Origin of the sequence: Paractinoplanes hotanensis, assembly GCF_023717965.1 — a bacterium.
Taxonomy (GTDB): domain Bacteria; phylum Actinomycetota; class Actinomycetes; order Mycobacteriales; family Micromonosporaceae; genus Actinoplanes; species Actinoplanes polyasparticus.
In genome coordinates this window covers 78,802-100,846 of record NZ_JAMQOL010000022.1, presented here as the reverse complement: position 1 = coordinate 100,846, position 22,045 = coordinate 78,802, and the positions used below count along the sequence as shown (strand labels likewise).

At 69.6% G+C, this 22,045-nt stretch carries 20 protein-coding genes and 2 riboswitches; of the genes, 4 read left to right on the top strand and 16 right to left on the bottom strand.

Translation table 11 applies throughout. The features are described 5' to 3' along the window. Nucleotides 1-13 precede the first annotated feature (13 nt). Nucleotides 14-616: a TetR/AcrR family transcriptional regulator gene (locus tag LXN57_RS17945; protein WP_251799305.1), complete on the bottom strand. Its 603-nt coding sequence runs from the start codon at nucleotides 614-616 to the stop codon at nucleotides 14-16. A gap of 178 nt (nucleotides 617-794) precedes the next feature. Here LXN57_RS17945 and LXN57_RS17940 point away from each other — a divergent pair, with 178 nt between their 5' ends. Together LXN57_RS17940 and LXN57_RS17935 are read left to right on the top strand one after the other, a co-directional pair. Continuing rightward, entirely contained in the window at nucleotides 795-1,691 is an 897-nt protein-coding gene (locus LXN57_RS17940; RefSeq protein ID WP_251799304.1) for an ABC transporter permease, read from the top strand. Continuing rightward, nucleotides 1,684-2,457: an ABC transporter ATP-binding protein gene (locus LXN57_RS17935; protein ID WP_251799303.1), complete on the top strand. Its 774-nt coding sequence runs from the start codon at nucleotides 1,684-1,686 to the stop codon at nucleotides 2,455-2,457. The genes LXN57_RS17940 and LXN57_RS17935 overlap by 8 nt, the downstream gene beginning before the upstream one ends. 146 nt (nucleotides 2,458-2,603) lie before the next feature. Here LXN57_RS17935 and LXN57_RS17930 read toward each other — a convergent pair whose 3' ends face one another. After that, nucleotides 2,604-3,644, bottom strand: coding sequence for a coiled-coil domain-containing protein (locus LXN57_RS17930; RefSeq protein WP_507185040.1), 1,041 nt, complete (start codon nucleotides 3,642-3,644; stop codon nucleotides 2,604-2,606). 3 nt (nucleotides 3,645-3,647) lie between these two features. Further along, a riboswitch (cyclic di-AMP (ydaO/yuaA leader) is annotated at nucleotides 3,648-3,781 on the bottom strand. Between the two features lie 211 nt (nucleotides 3,782-3,992). Further along, a riboswitch (cyclic di-AMP (ydaO/yuaA leader) is annotated at nucleotides 3,993-4,125 on the top strand. A gap of 3 nt (nucleotides 4,126-4,128) precedes the next feature. Between LXN57_RS17930 and LXN57_RS17925 the strand changes: the two genes are divergently transcribed. Beyond that, nucleotides 4,129-5,157 (top strand): coiled-coil domain-containing protein, encoded by a 1,029-nt coding sequence (locus LXN57_RS17925; protein WP_251799301.1) that lies wholly within the window; start codon nucleotides 4,129-4,131, stop codon nucleotides 5,155-5,157. 73 nt (nucleotides 5,158-5,230) lie between these two features. On the opposite strand, the gene LXN57_RS17920 is transcribed toward LXN57_RS17925, so the two are convergent. The 7 genes from LXN57_RS17920 to LXN57_RS17890 form a co-directional block, all read right to left on the bottom strand. Continuing rightward, nucleotides 5,231-7,594: a glycoside hydrolase family 65 protein gene (locus LXN57_RS17920; protein ID WP_251799300.1), complete on the bottom strand. Its 2,364-nt coding sequence runs from the start codon at nucleotides 7,592-7,594 to the stop codon at nucleotides 5,231-5,233. Between the two features lie 60 nt (nucleotides 7,595-7,654). Further along, a complete protein-coding gene (locus tag LXN57_RS17915; protein ID WP_251799386.1) occupies nucleotides 7,655-8,395 on the bottom strand; it encodes a beta-phosphoglucomutase family hydrolase in 741 nt (246 codons plus the stop codon). Nucleotides 8,396-8,482: 87 nt separating this feature from the next. Next, on the bottom strand, nucleotides 8,483-8,971 hold the full coding sequence (locus LXN57_RS17910; RefSeq protein WP_251799299.1) for an ATP-binding protein: 489 nt from the start codon (nucleotides 8,969-8,971) through the stop codon (nucleotides 8,483-8,485). A gap of 95 nt (nucleotides 8,972-9,066) precedes the next feature. Then, on the bottom strand, nucleotides 9,067-9,969 hold the full coding sequence (locus LXN57_RS17905) for a hypothetical protein (RefSeq protein WP_251799298.1): 903 nt from the start codon (nucleotides 9,967-9,969) through the stop codon (nucleotides 9,067-9,069). Between the two features lie 98 nt (nucleotides 9,970-10,067). After that, nucleotides 10,068-11,372, bottom strand: coding sequence for an ABC transporter ATP-binding protein (locus tag LXN57_RS17900; RefSeq protein WP_251799297.1), 1,305 nt, complete (start codon nucleotides 11,370-11,372; stop codon nucleotides 10,068-10,070). Nucleotides 11,373-11,505: 133 nt separating this feature from the next. Continuing rightward, a complete protein-coding gene (locus LXN57_RS17895) occupies nucleotides 11,506-13,659 on the bottom strand; it encodes a bifunctional glycosyltransferase/CDP-glycerol:glycerophosphate glycerophosphotransferase (RefSeq protein ID WP_251799296.1) in 2,154 nt (717 codons plus the stop codon). Next, nucleotides 13,656-15,506, bottom strand: a complete 1,851-nt coding sequence (locus LXN57_RS17890; protein WP_251799295.1) for a DUF5941 domain-containing protein — start codon at nucleotides 15,504-15,506, stop codon at nucleotides 13,656-13,658. The genes LXN57_RS17895 and LXN57_RS17890 overlap by 4 nt, the downstream gene beginning before the upstream one ends. A 225-nt stretch (nucleotides 15,507-15,731) precedes the next feature. On the opposite strand from LXN57_RS17890, the gene LXN57_RS17885 reads away from it, so the two are divergent. Next, entirely contained in the window at nucleotides 15,732-15,920 is a 189-nt protein-coding gene (locus LXN57_RS17885) for a PspC domain-containing protein (protein WP_251799294.1), read from the top strand. 166 nt (nucleotides 15,921-16,086) lie between these two features. Here LXN57_RS17885 and LXN57_RS17880 read toward each other — a convergent pair whose 3' ends face one another. The 7 genes from LXN57_RS17880 to pdxH all read right to left on the bottom strand — a co-directional run bounded on the left by LXN57_RS17880 (nucleotide 16,087) and on the right by pdxH (nucleotide 22,024). After that, nucleotides 16,087-16,896, bottom strand: a complete 810-nt coding sequence (locus LXN57_RS17880) for a DUF4230 domain-containing protein (RefSeq protein ID WP_251799293.1) — start codon at nucleotides 16,894-16,896, stop codon at nucleotides 16,087-16,089. A gap of 77 nt (nucleotides 16,897-16,973) precedes the next feature. Continuing rightward, nucleotides 16,974-18,140, bottom strand: coding sequence for an acyl-CoA dehydrogenase family protein (locus LXN57_RS17875; RefSeq protein WP_251799292.1), 1,167 nt, complete (start codon nucleotides 18,138-18,140; stop codon nucleotides 16,974-16,976). Then, complete coding sequence (locus LXN57_RS17870) at nucleotides 18,140-18,433, bottom strand: type II toxin-antitoxin system VapB family antitoxin (RefSeq protein WP_221379722.1); 294 nt, start codon at nucleotides 18,431-18,433, stop codon at nucleotides 18,140-18,142. The genes LXN57_RS17875 and LXN57_RS17870 overlap by 1 nt, the downstream gene beginning before the upstream one ends. A 58-nt stretch (nucleotides 18,434-18,491) precedes the next feature. Continuing rightward, a complete protein-coding gene (locus LXN57_RS17865; protein ID WP_251799291.1) occupies nucleotides 18,492-19,139 on the bottom strand; it encodes a nitroreductase family protein in 648 nt (215 codons plus the stop codon). Further along, complete coding sequence (locus LXN57_RS17860) at nucleotides 19,139-20,059, bottom strand: aldose 1-epimerase family protein (protein ID WP_251799290.1); 921 nt, start codon at nucleotides 20,057-20,059, stop codon at nucleotides 19,139-19,141. The genes LXN57_RS17865 and LXN57_RS17860 overlap by 1 nt, the downstream gene beginning before the upstream one ends. Before the next feature lie 10 nt (nucleotides 20,060-20,069). Beyond that, on the bottom strand, nucleotides 20,070-21,401 hold the full coding sequence (locus LXN57_RS17855) for an MFS transporter (protein WP_251799289.1): 1,332 nt from the start codon (nucleotides 21,399-21,401) through the stop codon (nucleotides 20,070-20,072). Further along, nucleotides 21,398-22,024 carry a pyridoxamine 5'-phosphate oxidase gene (pdxH, locus tag LXN57_RS17850; protein ID WP_438872888.1) on the bottom strand — a complete coding sequence of 209 codons (627 nt, stop codon included), beginning with the start codon at nucleotides 22,022-22,024 and terminating at the stop codon, nucleotides 21,398-21,400. Before pdxH ends, LXN57_RS17855 begins: the two co-directional genes overlap by 4 nt. Nucleotides 22,025-22,045 lie beyond the last annotated feature (21 nt).

The following is a 22,045-nucleotide window of genomic DNA, read 5'->3' as shown; positions in this document are numbered from 1 at the left end:
GCGCGGCCGGGCGTCAGTTCGCCGTGCTGCGCAGGGCGGCCGTCACCGCGGCCATGAGCTTCTCGAGGTAGGCGCCGTCGGGCTTGGTGCGCGAGACGGCCAGACGCCAGTACAGTGGCCCGAGGATCAGGTCGACCGCCAGGTCCGGATCGGTGCCTTCGGGCAGCTCTCCGCGCGTCACGGCCGAGCCGACCAGCTTTTCGCCGACGGCCTGCTGGTGGGTGCGCAGCGCCTTCTGGAGGGTCTCGGCGATCTGCGGGTTGCGGGCCGCCTCGGCCATCAGGTCGGGAATGATCTGGGACGCGATCCGGTGTCGCAGAGCACGGCTCACGATCATCATGATCAGTTGGAGGTCGCCGGCAAAGCTACCGGTGTCGGGGAGCGGCACGCTGCGGCCGGCCACGTCCGACACGATCTCGAGCACCATCTCGAGTTTGTTGCTCCAGCGCCGGTAGATCGCCGTTTTACCGACGCCGGCCCGGCGGGCCACGGCCTCGATGGAGAGCCGGCCGTAACCCACTTCGGCCAGCTCGTGCATCACGGCGTCGCGGATGGCGACAGTGATGTCGCTCCGCAGCACGGCCGCCCCGGCAGGTGCTCGCTTTCCAGTCGCCACGCGGTCACTATACGCCAGGACGTAACGGTTGCGTTCCGCCGTTTGGTCGGATAGCCTCTCCGGACGTCGATACGAAGCCGTTCCATCGGCGACGACTTGACATGCTGCTTAAGTGTTCTCGCCTAAGGAACCAGGGCCCGGTATCCCTCACGGGCCGACGAGATCGGAGCACCACCCCATGGCTCAGACGGCGGTTGCCGATTCCGACACCGGGCCATCGCTCACCGAGCTGGCCAGGAGTCACGGCCTGACGAAGGCGGGGCGCCTGCCTCGCCTGCCGGAATACACCCGGCATCTGTGGTCGTACCGTCACTTCATAGCCGCCTTCGCCAACGCGAAGGTGAGCGCTTCGCTGGGCAGCACCAAGCTGGGCGTGGTCTGGCAGCTCCTGACGCCGCTGATCAACGCCGGCGTCTACTACCTGATCTTCGGTGTTCTGATCAACACCAAGCAGGACGTCGACAACTTCATCGCGTACCTCTGCGCCGGCGTCTTCATCTTCGGCTTCACCCAGTCGGTGGTTCAGGCCGGCTCGCAGTCGATCACCGCCAACATCGCGCTGATCCGGGCGCTGCACTTCCCGCGGGCCAGCCTGCCCATCGCGGTCAGCCTGGTCGAGGTGCGCAACATGATCGCCTCGATGATCGTGCTGGTCGCGATCGTGCTGTTCACCGGCGAGCCGATCACGCTCCAGTGGCTGCTGCTGATCCCGGCCCTCGTGCTCCAGACGATCTTCAACACGGGCCTGGCGCTGTTCGTGTCCCGGCTGATCTCCAAGGTCACCGACATCCGCCAGCTCATCCCCTACATCCTGCGCATCTGGATGTACGGCTCGGCCGTGCTCTACCCGGTCACGTTCTTCGCCGAGCGGATCGACGGCTGGCAGCTCGCGCTGGTCGAGTCCAACCCGATGCTGATCTACATCGAGCTCGTCCGGCACGCGCTGATGGAGAACGTCGATCTCGCCACGTCGGCACCGCTGCTGTGGCTGCAGGCCGCGATCTGGACCGTGCTTGTCGGGTTCGGCGGCTACGTCTACTTCTGGCGCGGAGAGAAGGGTTACGGCCGTGGCTGACCAGCGGCAACCAACCGTCATCGCGGACAATGCGAACATCGTCTACCGCATCTACGGCTCGGTGGCGCCGGGCGCGAACAGCCCGCTGGCCAGCCTCAAGCGGATCATGACGGGCAAGAAGAGCGCGGCCGTGCGCGAGGTGCACGCGGTCAAGGGCGTCAGCTTCGTGGCCTACAAGGGCGAGGCGATCGGCCTGATCGGCACCAACGGCTCCGGCAAGTCGACGCTGCTGCGGGCGATCGCCGGGCTGCTGCCGGTGGAGCGCGGCGGCGGCATCTACGCGGCCGGCCAGCCATCCCTCCTGGGGGTGAACGCGGCGCTGATGAACGACCTGTCCGGCGAGCGCAACGTCGAGCTGGGCTGCCTGGCCATGGGCATGTCACCGGCCGAGGTCAAGGAGCAGGCGCCCGGCATCATCGAGTTCTCCGGCATCAACGACCGGGGCGACTTCAGCTCGCTGCCGATGAAGACGTACTCGTCCGGCATGGCGGCCCGGCTGCGGTTCTCGATCGCGGCGGCCAAGAAGCACGACGTGCTGCTGATCGACGAGGCCTTGGCCACCGGTGACGCCAAGTTCCGCAAGCGCAGCGAGCAACGGGTCCGCGACCTGCGCAAGGAGGCCGGCACGGTCTTCCTGGTGAGCCACAGCGAGCAGTCGATCCGGGACACGTGCGAGCGCACCATCTGGCTGGAATCCGGCGTCATCCGGGCCGACGGCCTGACCGACGACGTGCTCAAGGAGTACGAGACCTACGTCAACAAGTGAGTAGGTAGGAGGCGTAGGCCCGCGAGCGCCGCTGGTGAGATGGGGCTCGGTTTTTCGACGGCCGCAGGGTTTGCGGACGGCGGAAAATCGCGTCCCATCTCACCAGCTACAAAGGCGCTCGCTCGCGGAGCGAAGCGGAGCCAGAGTTACCGCACCGAGAGGTGCACGTGGTTCGTGTGGTCGCTGGAAGGGTCCCCGTTTCCTCGGGAGTACGACTTCCAGCCACTGCTCGGCAGCCAGATGCGTTTGAACCAAATGACGTAGAGCACGCCCAGCCGGCTCGAGTTGCTGATGAAGTAGTTGGCCAGCCGGGTGCCGTACGTCTTGTCACCGCCCGACGCGACCCCGCCGAAGCCGTTCTTCTCGGCCGCGAAGTCGCACGCCTGGCCCTTGGGGTGCTCGCCGCTGTTCTGCTCGCGGAAGCACGCCACGTAGCGGGTGAACCCGTCGGCCTGAGCCTCCTTGAGCGCGTGCAGCGTGCGGGGCGTCAGGCAGCCGCTGGTGGTGGGGTCTTTCCGGGTGCAGCCCTCTTCGGACAGCGAGCCGTCCCGGTTGCGCGGAGCCGGGCTGGCCTTGTTGCTCGAACTGGCCTGACTGTCCGACGGCTCGTCGGCGTCCTCGCCGGCGTTCGCCGCCTTCAGCGCGTTCTCGGCCTGCACCTTGCGCTTGGCCATGAGGTTGACCTGCTTCTGCTGGTTGCGCACCTCGGCGTCGATGGCGAGCTTGGCCCGCTGCTGCGCGTCCCGGTTGGCCTTCAGATCGGCCACAGCGGCGTTTTCCTTGACCGCCACGGTCTCGAGCGTCTCGGCCCGATCGAGGAAGCTGCCGGACGAGTTGGCCGTGAGCAGCGCGGTCATCGGCCCGAGGCGGCCGGTGCGGTACGACTGCTGGACGATCTCGTCGATCGCGGCCTGGCGCGGGCCGAGTTCGGCGTCGAGCTGCTTGACCTTCGCGGCCAGTTGGGTTTGCCGCTTGCGGGAGTTGGTCAGCGCCTCCTGGGCCTCGAGGAAGCCCTTGGAGGCGGCCTGGAGCTGCTGGATCAGGGACTTGGGAGCGCCCTCGCCGTCGTCGCCGTTGTCGCCGGGGGCCGCGCCGGCCGGACCGGCCACCGCGACCGCGAGGCCGGAGATCGCGATGAGCAACGCCAATGACGATGCCAATCTTCGCCGGACAGTCTTGTGCCGCACACCTGTTCCTTCCGTCGGCCGCCGACCGAGTTAGCTGACGGGTTCGGGACGGAAGTGATCCCTACCGCTTGCGCGGATTCACCCCGGAAAGATTGGTTCCCCGGCTCGCCGTGAAGGCGATTAGGCGGCGGCCCCCTGGGGGTGAGGACCGCCACCGACCATACCCAACTCATCGAGCAATCGACAGTTATCGCACGCAGTGCAATTCGACCACGACCATCAGTCACGAGAATTACGGAATGTGTTGGCATGACTACGAAATTTGCCATTCCGCAGCGCTGAAGCGAAGCGAACTCTCGGGTAAACTGGCCGCCGGTTCTGCCACCGAGGCACCGCCCCCGAGGTGCCGGCAGGCCACCGCCCAATCGCCGCGAGGCGAGCCGGGGAACCAGGTCAGTGGGGTGTATCCGCGCAAGCGGTAGGGATCGCTTCCGTCCCGAACCCGTCAGCTAACCCGGTCGGCGGTTTACCGGAAGGAACTGCATTGACCGTACGACCCCGCCGGTGGCTGATGCTTGCCCTGGCGCCGATCGTGGCCCTGTCTTTCCTGGCCGCACCCGCTTCCCCGGCGAGCGCCGAGCCTGATGGCTCCTCGGCCACGCCCGACGAGGCGGGCGGCTCAGTCGCCAAGAACGCGACTCTGGACGACGTCATCGAGTCCTCGAACCGCAAATTCGTCGCCGCCAAGGCCGCGGTGGCGAGGTCGACGAAGGCGCAGAAGCGGCTGGCCGCCGAGATCAAGGTGGCCCAGGGCCGGCGCCTCGCCCTGTTGCCCGAGGTCAACGCGATCGCCGCGCAGCAGTACCGCACCGGCCACCTCGGCACGGCCGGCTTCCTGCTGGGCAGCCAGGGCTCGAGCGACTTCCTGCAGAAGGCCGTCTCGCTCGAAGAGATCAACACCATTCAGGACCGCAAGCTGGCCGAGCTGAACAAGGCGATCGACCAGGTCAACTCGAAGAAGGCCGCGCTCGACGCCGAGGTCAAGAAGCAGCAGACCAGCCTGGTCGTGATGCGCAAGCAGAAAGAGGCCGCGGACAAGGCCCTCGCCCTGGTCGGCGGTCAGAGCCTGACCCAGGGCGTCGTGCTCGCCGAGTCACCGACCGCGGCGCCGGCTCCGCGCGACTCGAACGGCGGCTTCCCGAGCCTGCCCTGCAACGTCGACGACCCGACGACCGGCGGCTGCATCACCGCGCGCACGCTGCACATGTTGAAGGAAACGCAGAAGGCCGGCTTCGATCGGTTCGTCGGCTGTCATCGCAACGGCGGGCCGTTCGAACACCCGAAGGGCCGGGCCTGCGACTGGTCGTTGCAGGATCGGGGCTTCGCGGTCGCGCACAACGCGGACATGAAGACCTACGGCAACAACCTGATGGCATTCCTCGTGCGTAATGCCGACCGCCTCGGCATCTATTACGTCATCTGGTACAAGCAGATCTGGTTCCCGACCAGGGGCTGGAGTTCCTACAGCGGGCCAAGCGCGCACACCGACCATGTGCACGTGTCGATGCTCTGATATCGAGAGGCGAGAAGCCTCGAGTACGCGAAAAGGGGCCCCGGAGAAATCCGGGGCCCCTTTTGCTGTCCGCTTACGAGGTGGCCCGCCGAACCGGAGCACGCCCCGCCGGCTGGACCGGCGCGGGGCCGACCGGGTGCGCCGGTGGAATGGGCACCGTCACCGGCTTGACCTGGGTGACCTCGACGTCCTTGCCGTGGTGCTGGAGCACCAGGCGAGCCGATCCGCCGCCGTTGCGCAGCGAGTACGTGGCGTCCTCCGCGGTCACGTTCACCCGCAGCCGCAGCCCGCGCCAGAGCAGCGAGAACTCCAGGTTGTTGATCCGGCTGGGCAGGCGCGGCGCGAACGACAACTGACCGTTGAAGTCGCGCATGCCGCCCAGACCGGCCACCAGCGAGATCCACGTGCCGGCCAGCGACGCGATGTGCAGGCCGTCCCGCGAGTTCTGGTGCAGGTCGTGCAGGTCCATCAGGGCGGCCTCGCCCAGGTAGTCGTGGGCCAGCTCGAGGTGGCCCACCTCGGCCGCCATCACGGCCTGGACGCAGGCCGACAGCGACGAGTCGCGCACCGTACGGGCGTCGTAGTAGGCGAAGTTGCGGGCCTTCTCCTCCGGGGTGAAGGCGTCACCGCGGATGTACATCGCCATGACCAGGTCGGCCTGCTTGACCACCTGCTTGCGGTACAGGTCGAAGTACGGGTAGTTGAGCAGCAGCGGGTACGCCTCGGGTGGGGTGTTCTCGAAGTCCCACTCCTGCAGCCGCGTGAAGCCCTCGGACTGCTGGTGGACGCCCAGCTCCTTGTCGAACGGGATGTGCACCGAGGCCGCCGCGTCCCGCCAGCTCGCCGTCTCCTCGTCGTCCACGCCCAGCTTGCGGGCGAGGTCGGGGTGCCGCTTGGCCGCATCGGCCGCGGCCAGCATGTTCTGCTGGGCCAGCAGGTTGGTGTAGATGTTGTCGTCGACCACGGCCGTGTACTCGTCCGGGCCGGTGACGCCGTCGATGTGGAAGCGGCCGTGCCGGTCGTGGTGCCCCAGCGAGCGCCACAGCCGGGCGGTCTCGATCAGCAGCTCGAGGCCGACCTCACGCTCGAAGTCGTAGTCGCCGGTGGCCTGCACGTAGCGGCGGACCGCGTCGGCGATGTCGGCGCCGATGTGGAAGCCCGCCGTGCCGGCCGGCCAGTAGGCCGAGCACTCCTGCCCGCGGATCGTGCGCCACGGGAAGGCCGCACCCTGCAGACCGAGCGTCTGAGCCCGCTCCCGGGCCAGGTCGAGCGTCGAGTGGCGCCAGCGCAGCACGTCGGCCGCCGCGGACGGCTGGGTGTACGTGAGGGCGGGCAGCACGAAGGTCTCGGCGTCCCAGAACGTGTGGCCGTCGTATCCGGGCCCGGAGAGGCCCTTGGAGCCGATCGGCCGCTGCTCGGCCCGGGCGCCGGCCTGGAGCGTGTGGAACAGTCCGAAGCGGACCGCCTGCTGCACCTCGGGGTCGCCCTCGACCTTGACGTCGGAGTGGTCCCAGAAGGCGTCCAGGTAGTCGCGCTGGGCCTCGACCAGGCCCTCCCAGCCGTCCAGCCGGGCGCTGGCCAGTGCCGCGCCGACCTGGTCGCGTACGGCGGGCAGCGAGCGGTGGCTGGACCAGCCGTACGCGGCCAGCTTGACCACGCGCAGCTTCTGGCCCGGCTCGAGCTTGCAGGCGACGGTCGTCCGCAGCCAGTCCGGGTGGCCCTCGGTGGTCACCGCGTGCTTGCCCGGCGTCTCCACCAGGTGTTCCATCGCGGCCGCCATGCGCAGGTCACTCGCCTTGGTGCGGTGCACCAGCAGACCGCCGGTGCGCTGCTCGAGCATCTCCTCGGCCTGCAGCGGGTGGTCGAGCACGGCGGCGACCCGCGGGTCCTTGCTCATCGGCGGGAGCTGCTCGTTGGCCACCAGCTCGGACTGCAGGATGAGCCGGGACGGGCCGTCGAGCGGCTCGACCTCGTACAGGAAGGCCACCACGGCACGCTGGGTGAAGGAGACCATTCGTACGCTGCGGACCCGGATCGCCTGTCCGGAAGGAGACACCCATTCCACGGTGCGCTCGAGGGTGCCGGCCCGCAGGTCGAGCACGCGCTCGTGCGACCGCAGCTCGCCGTAGCGCACGTCGAACGGCTCGTCGTCGACCAACAGCCGCATGAGCTTGGCGTTGGTGACATTGACCATCGTCTGGCCGGACTCGGGAAAGCCGTAGCCGGCCTCCGCGTACGGCAGCGGGCGGAGCTCGTAGAACGAGTTCAGGTAGGTGCCGGGCAAGCCGTGCGGCTCACCCTCGTCCAGGTTCCCGCGTATCCCGATGTGACCGTTGGCCAGCGCGAACACGGACTCGGACTGGGCCAGCAGATCCAGGTCGAGTCGCGTCTCCCGGATGTGCCAGGGGTCCACGGGATATGCCCGTTCACGGATCACGGTGGTGCCTCTCGAAAATCAGAAAGGAGAAAGTCTTTCGATATAAACGCTGATACGCGTTCAGCGCGTCAGGAGTTCGGACAGGTCGGTGACGACGATGTCGGCACCGTTGTCCAGAAGGGCCTGAGTCTGGCCCACCCGGTCAACCCCGATCGTTATCCCGAACTTGCCCGCGTGGCCCGCCGCGACCCCGGCCAGAGCGTCCTCGTAGACGGCACAGTTCTCGGGCGGAACGCCGAGCTTCTGGGCAGCAAGGAGGAACGTGTCGGGTGCGGGCTTGCCGGGCAAGTTTTGCTCACGGGCGGTGATCCCGTCCACGCGTACCTCTATGAGGTCCGCGATACCCGCTGCCTCCAGGACGTCCTTGCAGTTGGCGCTCGCGGACACGACGGCGCGCCGCAGGCCGGCGTCACGCGCGGCCTTCAGGTAGGCGACCGATCCGTCGTAGACCTGGACGGCGCCCTCCTTGATCTTCTGCAGGACGAGGAGGTTCTTGCGGTTGCCGACGCCGTTCACGGTCTGCAGGTCGGGACCGTCGTCCGGGCTGCCCTCGGGAAGGGTGATCTCGCGAGAGGCCAGGAAGGTACGAACACCGTCAGCGCGCTGCCGGCCGTCGACATATAGGTGGTAGTCGGCGCCGGAATCGAAGGGCACGAACTCCTGCCCGTGCTGCGCCGACCACTTCTCGAGGAACTCGTCGAAGGTCAGCTTCCAGGCAGCATTGTGCACCAGGGCGGTCTGGGTGAGCACGCCATCAAGATCAAAAAGGCATGCAGTCACATGAGTAGGTAGTCCGAGCACGCGCCCAATGTAGTCGCACCTCGGCACCCATGAGTCCGGAAGGGCTGCTTCACGTTTCGACGGCGGGTTTACGCCCAGTTCAACGTGCTATTGCGAACTCGTGTCGACCGGCGTGGCGATCAAGATCCGCAACCCGATCGTGGTACCGATCGGACCGGTCGCGACGGTGACCTCGTCGCACAGCTGGTAGGCGAGCCAGATGCCCCGGCCGCCCACCTCGAACGCCTCGGGCACCTCGGGAGACGCCAGGAACCGCGCCGGGATGCCGGGGCCGGAATCGGTGACCGAGCACCACGCCGAGCCGCCGGAGACCCAGAGCAGCAACCGCCCGGTGCCCCCGGCGTGCAGCACGACGTTGGTGACGACCTCGTTGACGGCGAGGATGAAGCCGTGCAGACGGTCACCGCCGAGACCGGCCTCACGCAGACGGGCGGAAACCTCGTGACGCACCTGGGCGATGTCGTCGCGGCCGAAGCGGCGGTCGGCCAGCCGGCCGGAGTCCCGCGACAACGGCTCGGCAAGGACCGCCTCCGTCCCCGGAGCCGGCCGCACACCCTGCTTCACTGTGTCCTCCACCGTGGTGCAGCCTACGCGGTGTGCCACCTCGGTGGCACCACGCGTCCACGTTTCGGTTTCCGTCCGTTCCAGGGTCGGATGGGCCCGGCAGTGAATCAGAACAGGTCGGCGATCGTCCGGAAGATCTCCGCGTAGAAGTTCCCGTCGATGTCCCGGTACAGGCTGAAGTCCTTGTCCGGGCTGCCGAAGAACGGCCGCAACGTCCACGCCAGCTGGGTGCCGACGAAGCCGAAGAGCAGGATCCAGATGTAGAGCAGGGTCATGCTCGGCGGCGTCTGCGCGCCGACCGGCTGGCCCGGGCGCGGGCGCGGGTGCTGCTGCGCGAAGCCGGGCGGCGGGATCTGCACCACCGGGGGCTGAACCGGCATGGGGACCGGAGCCGGCCCGGCGGCCGGTGCGGCCCCGTTCGCGGCGCCCTCGGTGGCCGGGGCGCCGGCCGGAACCAGATCCCTGACCGGCTCCGGAGCCGGCGCCACAGCCGGTGCGGCCACCTTCGGGGTGAGCAGCCCGTGTTCGTTGAGCACCCGCATGCCACCGGTCAGGAACCGCAGGCCGACCAGCGCCGACAGTCCCAGGATGGCCACGTTGAGCAGCTTGAAGAACGCGTAGTCGGGCGCCGTGATCAGGAAGAACAGGCTGATCGGCGCGAACGCCAGCGCCAGCATGGCGGTCACCGTGAGGGCCACCGTCACCAGCGAGAGCGACTGCCGGATCGACAGCTGGGCGCCGAACACCAGGTTGAACAGGTACAGGGTCGGCAGACAGATCGCGAGCGTGACCAGGAACAGCAGCGGCAGCTTGACCGCCGACGTCAGGGCCATCAGCACGCCGTGGAAGGAGCCGAGCACCGCCCCGTAGACGGCCAGGGCGACCACCGAGCTGACCAGCATCTGGCCGGTCAGCCGGGGCAGGTCGCGGTCCTCCACGATCTGCTGCCAGATGCCCTGTTTGTCGCGCAGGATGCGCTCGATAACCAAGAGTCCGGACGCGTTCGCCACGTGCCTACCCCCAAGGTCGGGTCCGTATCGTCGATACGCCATCGCACCGACGTGTGGGCGGAACGGTACGCCATGGGTGCAACCAGGGGAAGTGGAAGTCAGCGCCAGCCCACGTCGATGCGGTCCCCGCGCTCGTCGAAGAAGTGCAGGGCGTCCATCCGCACGGCGACCGAGAGCGGATGTCCGGCCGTCACCGGCGGATAGGGCGCCAGCCGCACGCCCAGCTCGGCCGGGCGCCGGTGGTGCCGCCCGGGGTCGTTGAGCACGCTTTCCGGCCCGGACTCGCGGGCCGGGGCTCCGGCCGAGCCGTTGGAGCGCCCGGCCAGCCGCTGGAGGGCGCCGCCGAACCGCTTGAGCGGGCCACCGGGCGGAAGCTCGTCGTCGCGCGCCCGGGCGCCCGGGTCGTCGAGGACGATCGCGGTCGCGCCGATGTCGAGAAAGGCCAGCGACTCGTGCCCGTGGTGCTCCAGGTAGCGGATCCGGCCGCGCAACACGTCACCCGGCACGTCGGGCGCGACCGGGGTCAGCGCCTCGGCCCGCATCCCGACCACGATCCGCTCACCGTGGTAGTGCGCCACCGCGCGCGCCCGGATGTCGTTCCAGGGCAGGTAGAGCGCCTGCTCGCCGAAGTTGAGCTCGATGTAGCGCTCGAGGTGCACGTAGACGGCCGCCTCGAGCAGGTTCATCCGCGGAGCGCCCAGGAAGGCCGCCACATAGAGGGTGGCCGGCCGCCCGTAGACCTCGGTGGGCGTGCCGATGTCCTGCAGGACGCCCTTGCGCATGATCGCCACCCGGTCGGCCATGGTCAGCGCCTCGGCCTGGTCGTGGGTCACGTACATGGTGGTGACGCCCAGCTCGCGGGTCAGGCCGGTGATCTCGGCCCGCAGCTCCGCGCGCAGCCCGCTGTCGAGGTTGGAGAGCGGCTCGTCCATCAGGAAGAGGCCCGGGCGGCGCACGATCGCGCGGCCCATCGCGACCCGCTGCCGCTGCCCGCCGGAGAGCTGGCTCGGCTTGCGCCGCAGCACGTCCCCGATGCCCAGCGCGGAGGCCACGTCGCCCACCCGCTCGACCCGTGGGGCGGGGTCGATGCCGGAGAGCTTGAGCGGGAAGCCGATGTTGTCGCCCACCGTCATGTGCGGATAGAGCGCGAAATCCTGGAAGACCATGGCGATGCTGCGGTCACGGGGCGCCAGCTCGAGCACCGGGTCGCCGTTGAGCAGGATGTCGCCCTCGGTCGGGTCCTCGAGCCCGGCGATCATCCGGAGAATCGTGGACTTCCCGCAGCCCGACGGCCCGAGGAGAACCAGGAACTCACCGTCGTCGACGTCCAGGCTGACGTGGTTGACGGCTACCGTACCGTCCGGCCACACCTTCGTGACGTCCTTGAGCGAGACGGTCGACACCGCCTACCTCCCCTACCGGGCAACATCAATGTGATCCCGGTCCCACGACGGCCGGCGATCGGCCTAATTTGACGAGGAGTATCGATGTCACACCATCGGGTAAAGGTGCCATTTGCGCTGAGTTACCGTGTAGTTACTGGTTAGTGTCGAAGAAAATGCGGCGCACGACACGCTCCGCGGCATGCCCGTCGTCGAGCGAACAGAAGCGCGTCCGGAAGCTCGCCCGTGCCGCCGCGGCCGATTCGTCAGCGTACGACCCGTTCTGGAACAGGCCGACCAGCGCCGCGTACTCGGTGGCGACCGCACCCGGCGGCTCGGCGAGCAGGTCGAAGTACACGCCACGCACGTCGCGGTACACCGGCCAGTCGGGCGCGAAAATCACGATCGGCCGGTTCAGCACGGCGAAATCGAACATCGCCGACGAGTAGTCGGTGAGCAGCACGTCCGCCGCGAGATAGAGATCCTCGACCACCGGGTGGTCCGAGACGTCGACGACCGCCGCCCCGGAGGCGGGCTCGGCCGGGGTCGTGAAGTAGTGCTCGCGGACCAGCAGCGTCGAATCCGGTCCGAGCTCCTCGGCGAACCGTTCGGTGTCGAGCACCCGGCGCCCGTCCGGCAGCCACTCGCGGTGGGTGGGCATGTAGAGCACCACCCGCCGGCCCGCCGGGATGCCCAGCCGCCCCCGCGCCGCGGCGCTGTCCGCGGCCGTCGCGGTGGCCAGCCGGTCGTTGCGCGGATAGCCGACCTCCAGGGTCTCGTGGGAGCACGGATAGGCCGACTCCCACGCGACCGTGGTGAACGGGTTGGCGGTGACGCTGTAGTCCCAGCGGTCGGCCCGCCGCATCTGCGCCCGGAAGTCCGGGTCCTTCACCGCGGCCGGATGGTCGGCCTGGTCGGCGCCCATCTTCTTGAGCGGGGTGCCGTGATGGGTCATGACGTGCGTGGTGCCGCGCCGCTTGACCAGCCGGTTCGGCCAGTTCACGTTGTTGACCAGGTAGCGGGCCCGGGCGACGGCGCGGTAGTAGGGCAGCGTGCCCGCCACCACGTGGTCGACGCCGGCCGGCATCGCCTTCGCGTACGGCTCGGCCACCACCCACACCGGTCGCAGGTGCGGCGCGAGCTCGGCCGCCTTGGCCGCGATCGCGGCCGGATTGCAGCTGACCCCGCGGAACCAGTACGCCCCGTACAGCGCGAGCGACTGGTCGACCGGCAGCCGCAGCTGCACCCGGTAGTAGACCTGTCCGGCGACCTGCCGGGTACGCCGTTTGACCCACCCGGCGGCCCGGCGCACCAGCCTCTTGGCCTGGCGGGCCCGGCCGACCGCGAAGTCGAACACGCGCAGCGACCGGTAGGAACCACCGGCCACCATGCGGTAGCGCATGCCCTCGGTCCGCGCGGGCAGCGGGTAGCCGGCCGGCGGAAGATGCGTCTTGTACATCTCGGACATCCGCCCGAAGAACCGGGCCCGCGACTCCCGGGGTACCCGGGCGTCGTGCCGCAGCACCCGCAGGAAGTGCCAGATCATCCGCCGGAAGAGCAGGCCGCGCACCTCGTCGGTGGGCGAGGCGTACTTGGTGGCCAGGTCGAGCGCGTGCTCCCAGTGGTCGAACACCTCGAAATGCCGGTCGCCGACGGTCCGGGTGATCGCACCCGTGCGCCGCTGCCGGTAGTGCACGCACGTACGGGGCAGGGTGCTGATCCGGGGCGCGGCCAGCATGACCGGGAACGAGAACGAGACGTCCTCGTACCACCCGGCCTCGAAGACGAAGCCGAGACGTAGCAGGAACTCACGCCGGACGACCTTGTTCCACGCGACGTGCAGGATGTTGAGCACCTTGGGCCACTGCTCGACCGAGAAGACGTCGGGCGCCGCGGCAAGCGACTTGCGGGCCGTACCGGCCTGCACCCGGCCGTCCCAGTGCACCCTGTCCCAGCCGACGATCAGCAGGTCGGCATCGGTTTCGCGCAGACGTTCGGCCGTCGCGTTCAGCGCTCCCTCGGAGAGCCAGTCGTCGGAGTCGACGAACCAGACGTACTCGCCGGTGGCGTGCTCCAGGCCCAGGTTGCGAGCGCGGCCCAGGCCGAGGTTCTCGGGGGCGGTCACCACGCGGACGCGGGGGTCGCGCGCGGCGTACTCGGCCAGGATCGCGCCGCTGTAGTCGGGCGAGCGGTCGTCGACGGCGACGATCTCGAAGTCGGTGAACGACTGGCTGAGCAGCGAGTCGAGGCACTGCCGCAGATATCCCTGCACCTTGTAGACCGGCAGGACGATGCTGAGGAAAGTCACGGGCGGGTGCCACCTGTCCGCCAGTCGGCGATCGTGTTGACGAGGAACATGCCGCCGACCACCACGGTCAGCACCACCATGCCGTCGACCGCGATCCCGGCCAGCGCGCCCACGGTGAGCAGCACGACCCGGCCGTCCCAGCCGAGCGGGTCCCCCGTGGCGCGTCCGGTGGGTGCGCCCTTCTCCATCCGGGCGACCAGGTCGTAGTGGTGCAGGGTCAGCATGAAGATCAGCAGATAGACCACCGGCGTCGGCACCGAGCCGGACAGTCCGACGACCACCACGAAAAGGTATTCGGCGGCGCGCAGGGCGGCCGGGATCAGCCAGTCGAGCGGGCCGCCGTGCCGCGCCCGGGCCGGCAGCCCGGCGCCCAGCACGACCAGCGCCACCACGACCAGGGCCACCTTGGCCGGCGGCTCGATCCACCCGGCGAGCAGCGCCACGACCAGCACCAGGGCTGCCACGGCAGCCGTCACCGCCAGAGCGAGCGGGGCCGGCAGTTTCGCGCGCCCGATCAGCTCGCGCACCAGGAAACCGTCGTCGCGGAAACGGGCGGTGTCCACCTTGTCCAGCACACCGACCCGCATGCTCAGCGCCCGCAGGGACCGCAACCCCAGGGTGTACGCCAGGGCGAAGAGCCCGCAGACGACCGCGCCGGCCAGCGCGATCCGCCCGTTGGTGAAGATCGCCAGCACCGAGAGCAGCGCCCAGCGTTCGCCGATCGGGAAGACCACGATCCGCTTCAACCAGTACGCGACCGAGCCGGTGTCCCCCTGCACCCGGGTCGACGCCGCGCTCAGCCGGGCGCCGACACCACCGGCGGCCTGCGGACGCGGGTGGGCGGTGGCCTCGTCGTGCAGCGCGCCGTACCAGGCATCGGTCATGTGCCGCACGGTCTGCAGCACGATGGCGGTGATGGCGAGCGGCCAGGCGTACGGGAGTCCGATGCGCTCGGCACCGGCCGCGAGCCCGGCGTACGCCGCGTACTCCTTCGCCCGGTCGGCCATCGTGTCGAGCCAGCCGCCGAACGCGCCGAACCGCCGCGTGTAGCGGGCCAGCTGCCCGTCCACGCAGTCGAGCACAAAACCCAGGTAGAGCAGGATGCCGCCGGCGATCATGGCGGGCCGGGAGGCCTGCCAGAAGGCGAGCGCGGCCGCGACCGCGAACAGCACCGAGATCGCCGTGACGCCGCTCGGGGTCAGCCGCAGCCGCGCCGAGGCCTTGGTTACCCAGGGCGACCAGGTACTCACGGCGTACGTCGTGAAGAAGTCGTCCTTCTCCTTCACGGCCATGCGCAGCCGCGCCTTGTCCTCGTCGACCGCGGCGACCTCGGCCCGGGCCCGGGCGAGTTCGGCGGCGTCGTGCACCAGGCCGGCCCGCAGCAGGCGCAACGGCGTGGCGACCGGCACCAGACCCGCTTCGAGCAGCGCGGGCAGCAGGTCGGGGCGGTCGGCCACCTCGGCCAGCACCGGCAGGTCGGCCGGCGCGACCCACATCGCGCCGCCGTAGCGCACGGTTCCCGGGCCGTCGGTTGCCGGCAGCACCTTGCCTCGGTCGTCGCGCAGGTCGCCGTCCGGGTCGGGCACAACCAGGACGGTGGTGCGGCCGGCGGGCTCGGTGGCCAGCATCCACAGCAGACTGGGGTGCGCGACCAGATTGCCGGCACAGATCAGGACGCCCTGGTGCGATTGCCGCGCCCGCTCGACCACCACCGGCAGAGCCGACGGGCCGGTCTCGACCGCACTCACGCCGGCCGCCCGCAGGGCGCCGGAGAGTTCCTCGGCGAGCCGGGCCGAATCGGCGGGTTCGAGAGTGTTGCCGGCGCTGATCAGTACGGCCAGCGTCACCGGGAAGTCACCGTGTGCCTCCTTGGCGGCCTGTGGCGCGCGGGGTAGCGCCCGAAGAGCCGGAAATCGGCACCCAGGTTAACAGCGGAGAGTACGGGGGTACGGGTCACCCTTACGGGAGCCGGGACGCCCTTCTCCACCTGAGGACCGAGGGCGGACGGTCACCGCGCCCTTACCGTCGAATAAGAGCCGGCAGACAGCCGGAACTCTCATTGAAGGAGTGAAGTGACTGTGACTCGCCGTCTCGCTCGCCCCCGGGACGACCGCTGGGTCGCCGGGGTCTGCTCCGGTCTGGCCCGCCGCTTCGGTGTGTCGTCCGGAATCATGCGGCTGATCTTCGTGGCTTCCATCCTGCTTCCCGGGCCGCAGATCCTGATCTACTTCATCCTCTGGGCCCTGCTGCCCAACGAGTGACCGGCCGCGGCGCCGCCGCAGCCCCATGATCCACCGGGCGCCGTTGCCCCCGCCCCCGGAACGGCGGCGCCCGGTCCACTACTCGAACGCCTTCCTGGCGCCTCGCGCACAACCGACAACACGCGAGCCGCCCGGCACCTTCTGGCGCCGGGCGGCTCTTGCGCGTTCACGGATTGCCGAAAGTCACCGTCACGGTCGAGTAGCCGAGCCGCGTGAACAAGCTCTCGAGCATGTTCTCGGTGTTCTGTTTGGCCCGCTCGTCCAGGCCGCTGGCCCGGGCGGCCTCGGTGATCCGCTGCTGGGCCAGGGCGTACACCTGCTGCTGTTTGCCGGGGTCGCTCTTGAAGGCGTCGCCGAAGCGGTTGAGCAGACCCCGCTCCTCGGCCACGACGTAGCTCTTCTGCAGGTCGAGGTTGGCCGTGCCCTGCTGCGGGGGCGGCAGCGTGATGGTCACCGTGTTCTTGTCGTTGTCGATCTGGAGCGCCTTGTCGGAGAGGGAGCCGAACTCGACATACTGCTCGACGGTGCCCGTGCCGACGAACAGCGTGCGACGGTTGACCAGGAAGTCGGGGATGTTCTCCTTGTTCTCCTGCAGGTCGACGATGACCTGGAAGGTGCCGTCGGCCGCCACGTAGCGGCTGAGGTCGCGCATCGACTGCAGCAGCACGGGCTGGCTGCGGTCGGTCGTCTGGTCGGAGAACGGGTTGTCGAAGCCGGGCAGCACGTTGACCGCGCGCAGGCCGAGGCAGGCCGCGACCATGAGCGCGAAGACGAAGAACGTGAAGATCAGCAGGCGGGCGAAGCCGCTGATCCTGGACGCGGGCTGCTCAGGCCCGGCCGGTGGCGGCCCGGGCGGTGCGGGCTCGGCTGACGGCGGCTCGGCCGACGGCGGCAGGGCCGGATATTCGCGTGTCGGCTCGCCCACGCCGTCGCGCGCGGAGACATCGGTCGAGACATCGTCCGGAGACTTGGCCATGAGTTCACGGTACGAGGGGGGTGCGACATTCGCAGCCTCACCGGATTCCGCTATCGGCCACTGCGGGCCGCCTCACCTCACGCGAAAGCGTTCAATCCGGTCAGCTTCTGGCCGATGACCAGCTGATGGATCTCGGAAGTTCCCTCGTAGGTGAGAACGCTCTCGAGATTGTTCGCATGACGCATGACGGGATATTCCCCACTGATCCCGTTGCCGCCCAGAATCGTCCGGCAGGTGCGGGCGATGGCGATCGCCTCCCGCACGTTGTTGAGCTTGCCCACGCTGACCTGCTCGGGCCGCAGCGCCCCGGCCGAGTCGCGCAGCCGGCCCAGGTGCAGCGCGAGCAGGTAGCCCTTCTGCAGCTCGAGGGACATGTCGGCCAGCTTGGCCTGGGTGAGCTGGAAGCCGCCGATCGGCCGGCCGAACTGCTCGCGCGTGGTCGCGTAGTCGATCGCCACCCGCAGGCAGTCGCGCGCCGCCCCCATCGAGCCCCAGATGATGCCGAAGCGCGCCTCGGTCAGGCACGACAGCGGCGCCTTGAGGCCGCGCGCCTCGGGCAGCCGCGCGCTCTCGGGCAGCCGCACGCCGTCCAGCGTGATCTCGCCCGTGCTCGAGGCCCGGAGCGACATCTTGTTCTTGATCTCGCGGGCCGAGAAGCCGGGGGTGTCGGTCGGCACGGCGAAGCCGAACACGCCCTCCTCACCCCGGGCCCAGATCACCGCGACGTCGGCCAGCGGCGCATTCGTGATCCACATCTTGCCGCCGTCGAGCACCCAGTCGGCGCCGTCGCGCCGGGCCCGGGTGGACATGTTGGCCGGGTCGGAGCCGTGGTCGGGCTCGGTCAGGCCGAAGCAGCCGATCAGCTCGCCGGCCGCCATGCCGGGCAGCCAGCGCTGCTTCTGCTCCTCCGAGCCGTACTTCCAGATCGCGTACATGGCCAGGGATCCCTGCACGCTGACCAGCGACCGGACCCCGGAGTCGGCTGCCTCGAGCTCCAGGCAGGCCAGTCCGTACGAGACGGCGGACGCGCCGGCGCAGCCGTAGCCGGTCAGGTGCATGCCGAGCAGGCCGAGCTTGCCGAATTCGAGGGCCAGCTCGCGTACGGGAACCTCGCCGTCCTCGTACCAGCCGGCGACGTGCGGGCGGACCTTGTCGTCGGCGACCCGGCGCACGACGGCCCGGATGTCGCGCTCCTCGTCGTTCAGCAGCGTGTCGAGATCGAGCAGATCGAGCGGAGCGGCCATCACTCGACGACCAGCACTCGCGCGTGGATCTGGTTGCGCTGTTGCAGCGCCGCCCGCAGCGCGCGGTGCAGGCCGTCCTCCAGGTAGAGGTGACCGTGATATTCGACGACGTGCGGGAAGAGGTCGCCGTAGAACGTCGAATCCTCGGCCAGCAGCTTGTCGAGGGCGAGCTCGCGTTTCGTCGTGATCAGGTCGGCCAGCCGGATCGGTCTGGGCGGGATCTCGGCCCACGCCTTGAGGGTCGTGTGATGGTCGGGATAGGGAGCGCCGTCCCGGACCGCCTTGAAGATCACGGCCGATCCCCCTCTCCGAACTGTTCGCGAATTCGCTGCCAGCCTAGCCCGGCTCCGGTCACTCGGAAGCCTTCGGCGTCGCGGCCCATCGGCCATGATGCACCACGTCGTCCACCGGCCGGTGTCCGCGTTTGAGTGAGGGAGACCTCTTGTCCGGTGCCCGATAGCCGACGGTCAGGGTGCCGATCGGCGTGTATTCGGCCGGCACCCCGAAGGCGTCCTTGAAGGCCTGCACGGTCGGCACCGGGATGCCGAAGAAGCACGACGCCAGCTCCTCGTTGACCGCGCTGAGGTGCATGAGCAGCGCGGCGAAACCGGTGTCGATGTCCCAGTACGGCACCGGCCAGTGCGACTCGCTGCGGTCGGTCCAGCCCTTGTCGGGCTGGGCGTAACGCTCGAGATAGGCCGACTTGTTGGACAGGCACACGATGATCGCCGGGGCGGTACGCATCCGGGTGAGCCAGTCGCCCTTCCACGCCTCGTCGGTCTTGGCGTCGCCCAGGTCGCCCTCGGTCGTCGACTCCCAGTAGAGGTCACGGTCCTTCTGCTCGGTGAGCACCAGAAAGCCCCAGCCCTGCGAGAAGCCGGCGCTGGGCGCCCGCAGTCCGTGCTGGACCACCTTGTCGAGGAGCTCGGCCGGAACCGAGCGGTCGGGGTCGTAGCTGCGGATCATCCGCCGCCGGCGGACCACCTCGTCGAACTCCATCAGCCCTTGATCCCCCACGAGGCCGTCCAGCGCTCGCCCGGCGCCAGCACGATCAGGTCGCGGCCGGTGCGGAAGGCGTCGGGCGGGCAGGTCATCGGCTCGATCGCCACCGAGCGGCGGAACCGCTCGCCGTGCAGGGTGTCGCCCGTGAAGACCTGCCAGTACTTGAACTTGTCGTCGGCCCAGACCACGACCTTGCGGTCGGCGGACGGGTCGGCGATGGTCACCTCGGTGATGCCGTCGGCGTCGTGGGTGATGTCGCCGAACGTGGTGTCGAGCACCAGGTCCCCGATCTTGCGGGGCTCGGTGAAGTCGTACTCCGTGCCGGCCACCGCGTTGGCGCCGATCGGCAGCAGGCGGGCGTCGGCGACGATGCGCTTGCGGCCCGGCACGTGCAGCAGCGTGTCGTTCACGCTGACCCCGGCCAGCTGGACGTACGGGTGCACCGAGTAGCCCCAGGGGGCGTTGGCCGACGAGTTGTTCACGACCGCCTGGTCGCAGCGCAGGCCCGCGGCCGAGACCGACCAGGTCGTCCGCAGGGTCAGCCACCACGGGTAGCCGATCTGGGCCGGCAGCTCGTACTCGAGGGTCACGGCCGACGCGCTCTGCTCGACCAGCGTCCAGCGGCTCCAGTTGACCAGGCCGTGGATGGCGTTGTTGCGGGCCGGCTCGGTCAGCGAGAGCTGGTACTTCTGCTCCTCGAAGGTGTACTGCCCGTCGCGGACGCGGTTGGGCCACGGGGCCAGGATCTGGCCGGCCGAGGCCGGGGAGAGCTCGTCCACCTCGAAGCCGTCGAGCACCGCCACGTCGCCGGCGGAGTAGCCGCGGAGCGTGCCGCCGACCTCCACGACGACGGCGCTCTGCCCGTCCGCCTCGATGGACCACTGGGTGCCGGACTTCGCGGCAACGACACTCGTCATGGCTTGGACATTATCGGTTCGGCTCGTCGCCGGTGTCGGCTGCCGGGGCCTGGGGTGGCCGATACCTCAGCAGGGCCGGGAACGCCGCGGCCAGAACGACGGCCAGACCGGCCGCCGCGAAGCCGCCGCCCGCCCACGAGGCGGTGGTCGAGGTGAGGTCGGCGGTGGCGCCCGCCCGGAGGTCGCCCAGGCGCGGGCCGCCGGCCACCACGACCGTGAAGACGCCCTGAAGCCGCCCGCGCAGCCGGTCGGGCGCGTAGACCTGCAGGATCGACTGCCGGTAGACCGCGCTCACCAGGTCGGCCGCCCCGCCCACGGCCAGCAGCAGCACCATCAGCCACAGGCTGTGGGCCAGGCCGGAGAGCCCGATGGCCACGCCCCAGGCCACGACGGCGATCACCAGCGCCACGCCCTGCCGCTTGACCCGGCCGATCCAGCCCGAGGTCAGGCCGCCGACGACCGAGCCGATGGCGATCGCGGCGAACAGCCAGCCGACCGCCCAGTCGCCGCCGAACCGGTCGGCCGCCACCTCGGGGAACAGCGCCCGCGGCATGGCGAAGACCATGGCCACGATGTCGACCGCGAACGACAGCAGCAGCACCGGCTGGGTGACCAGGAACCGCAGGCCGACCAGGATGCCGCGCACGCCCGCTGTGGCCTTCTCCGCACCCGGCTCGTGCTCGACCGGCGGGATGGGCGGCAGCTTCCAGGTGGCCCAGAACGAGATGGTGAACAGCAGGGCGTCGACGGCGTAGGCGACCGTCACCCCGTGGCCCGTGCCCGAGACCGCGAAGATCAGGCCGGCCGCCAGCGGACCGAGCACCCCGCCCGCGGTGGTGGTCGTGTAGGCCAGGGTGTTCGCGGCGGGCACCAGGCCGGCCGGCACGATGCGCGGGATGATCGCCTGACGGGTCGGCGAGCTGATCGCGAAGCCGGCCGACTGCACGGCGGTGAGCCCGAGCAGCAGCCAGCCGCTGTTCACGGTGAACAGCGCCTGGACCAGCAGGCCGGCGGTCGCCACCCAGGCCAGCAGCGAGCTCGCCAGCAGCAGCTTGCGCCGGTCGACCACGTCGGCCGCGGCCCCGCCCCACAGTCCGAAGACCAGCAGCGGGATTAGGCCGGCGATGCCGAGCAGGCCGACCCAGGCCGAGGAGTGCGTGATCGCGTACATCTCGACCGGCACGGCGACGGCGGTGAACTGGAAACCGAAGAACGAGAGCCCGTTGCCGATCCACATCCGGCGGTAGGCGACGACCTTCAGCGGCCGGATGTCGATCACCCAGGACTTGCGTTCCTTGAGCTCGGCGATCTTCTCGCCTTCTTCGACGGCGTCCTGACTCAAGGCGCGAGCCTTTCCACGATCCAGACCCCGTCTCCGGTACGGCGGAAGCGCAGCCGATCGTGCAGGCGGCTGCTCCGGCCCTGCCAGAACTCGACCGTCCCGGGCACGACGCGGAACCCGCCCCAGTGCTCGGGGGCCGGCACCGGCACGTCCGCGAAGCGCTGTGCGGCGGCCGCGTAGGCGTCGTCGACCGCCGCCCGGTCCGGCACCACCGACGACTGCGGGCTGGCCCATGCGCCCAGCTGCGAGCCGCGCGGCCGGCCGGCGAAGTAGGCCTCGGTCTCGTCGCGGCTGACCCGTTCGACGGCCCCGCCCACCAACACCTGGCGCTGCATCGGGAACCAGGGGAAGACCAGGCTCGCGTACGGATTGGCGGCCAGCTCACCGCCCTTGCGGGAGCCGTAGTTGGTGAAGAACACGAAGCCGCGCTCGTCGTACTCCTTGAGCAGCACCGTGCGCGCCGAGGGCCGGCCGTCCGGGGTCGCGGTCGACACGATCATCGCGTTCGGCTCGGGCAGCCCGAAGGCGGCGGCGTCGGTGAACCAGGCCTCGAACTGGGTGCGCCAGTCGGCCGCCAGATCCGTCTCGAGGAGCGCCCCGCGCGCGGTGTAGTCGCGCCGCATGCTCGCGGGCGAGGGTGGTTC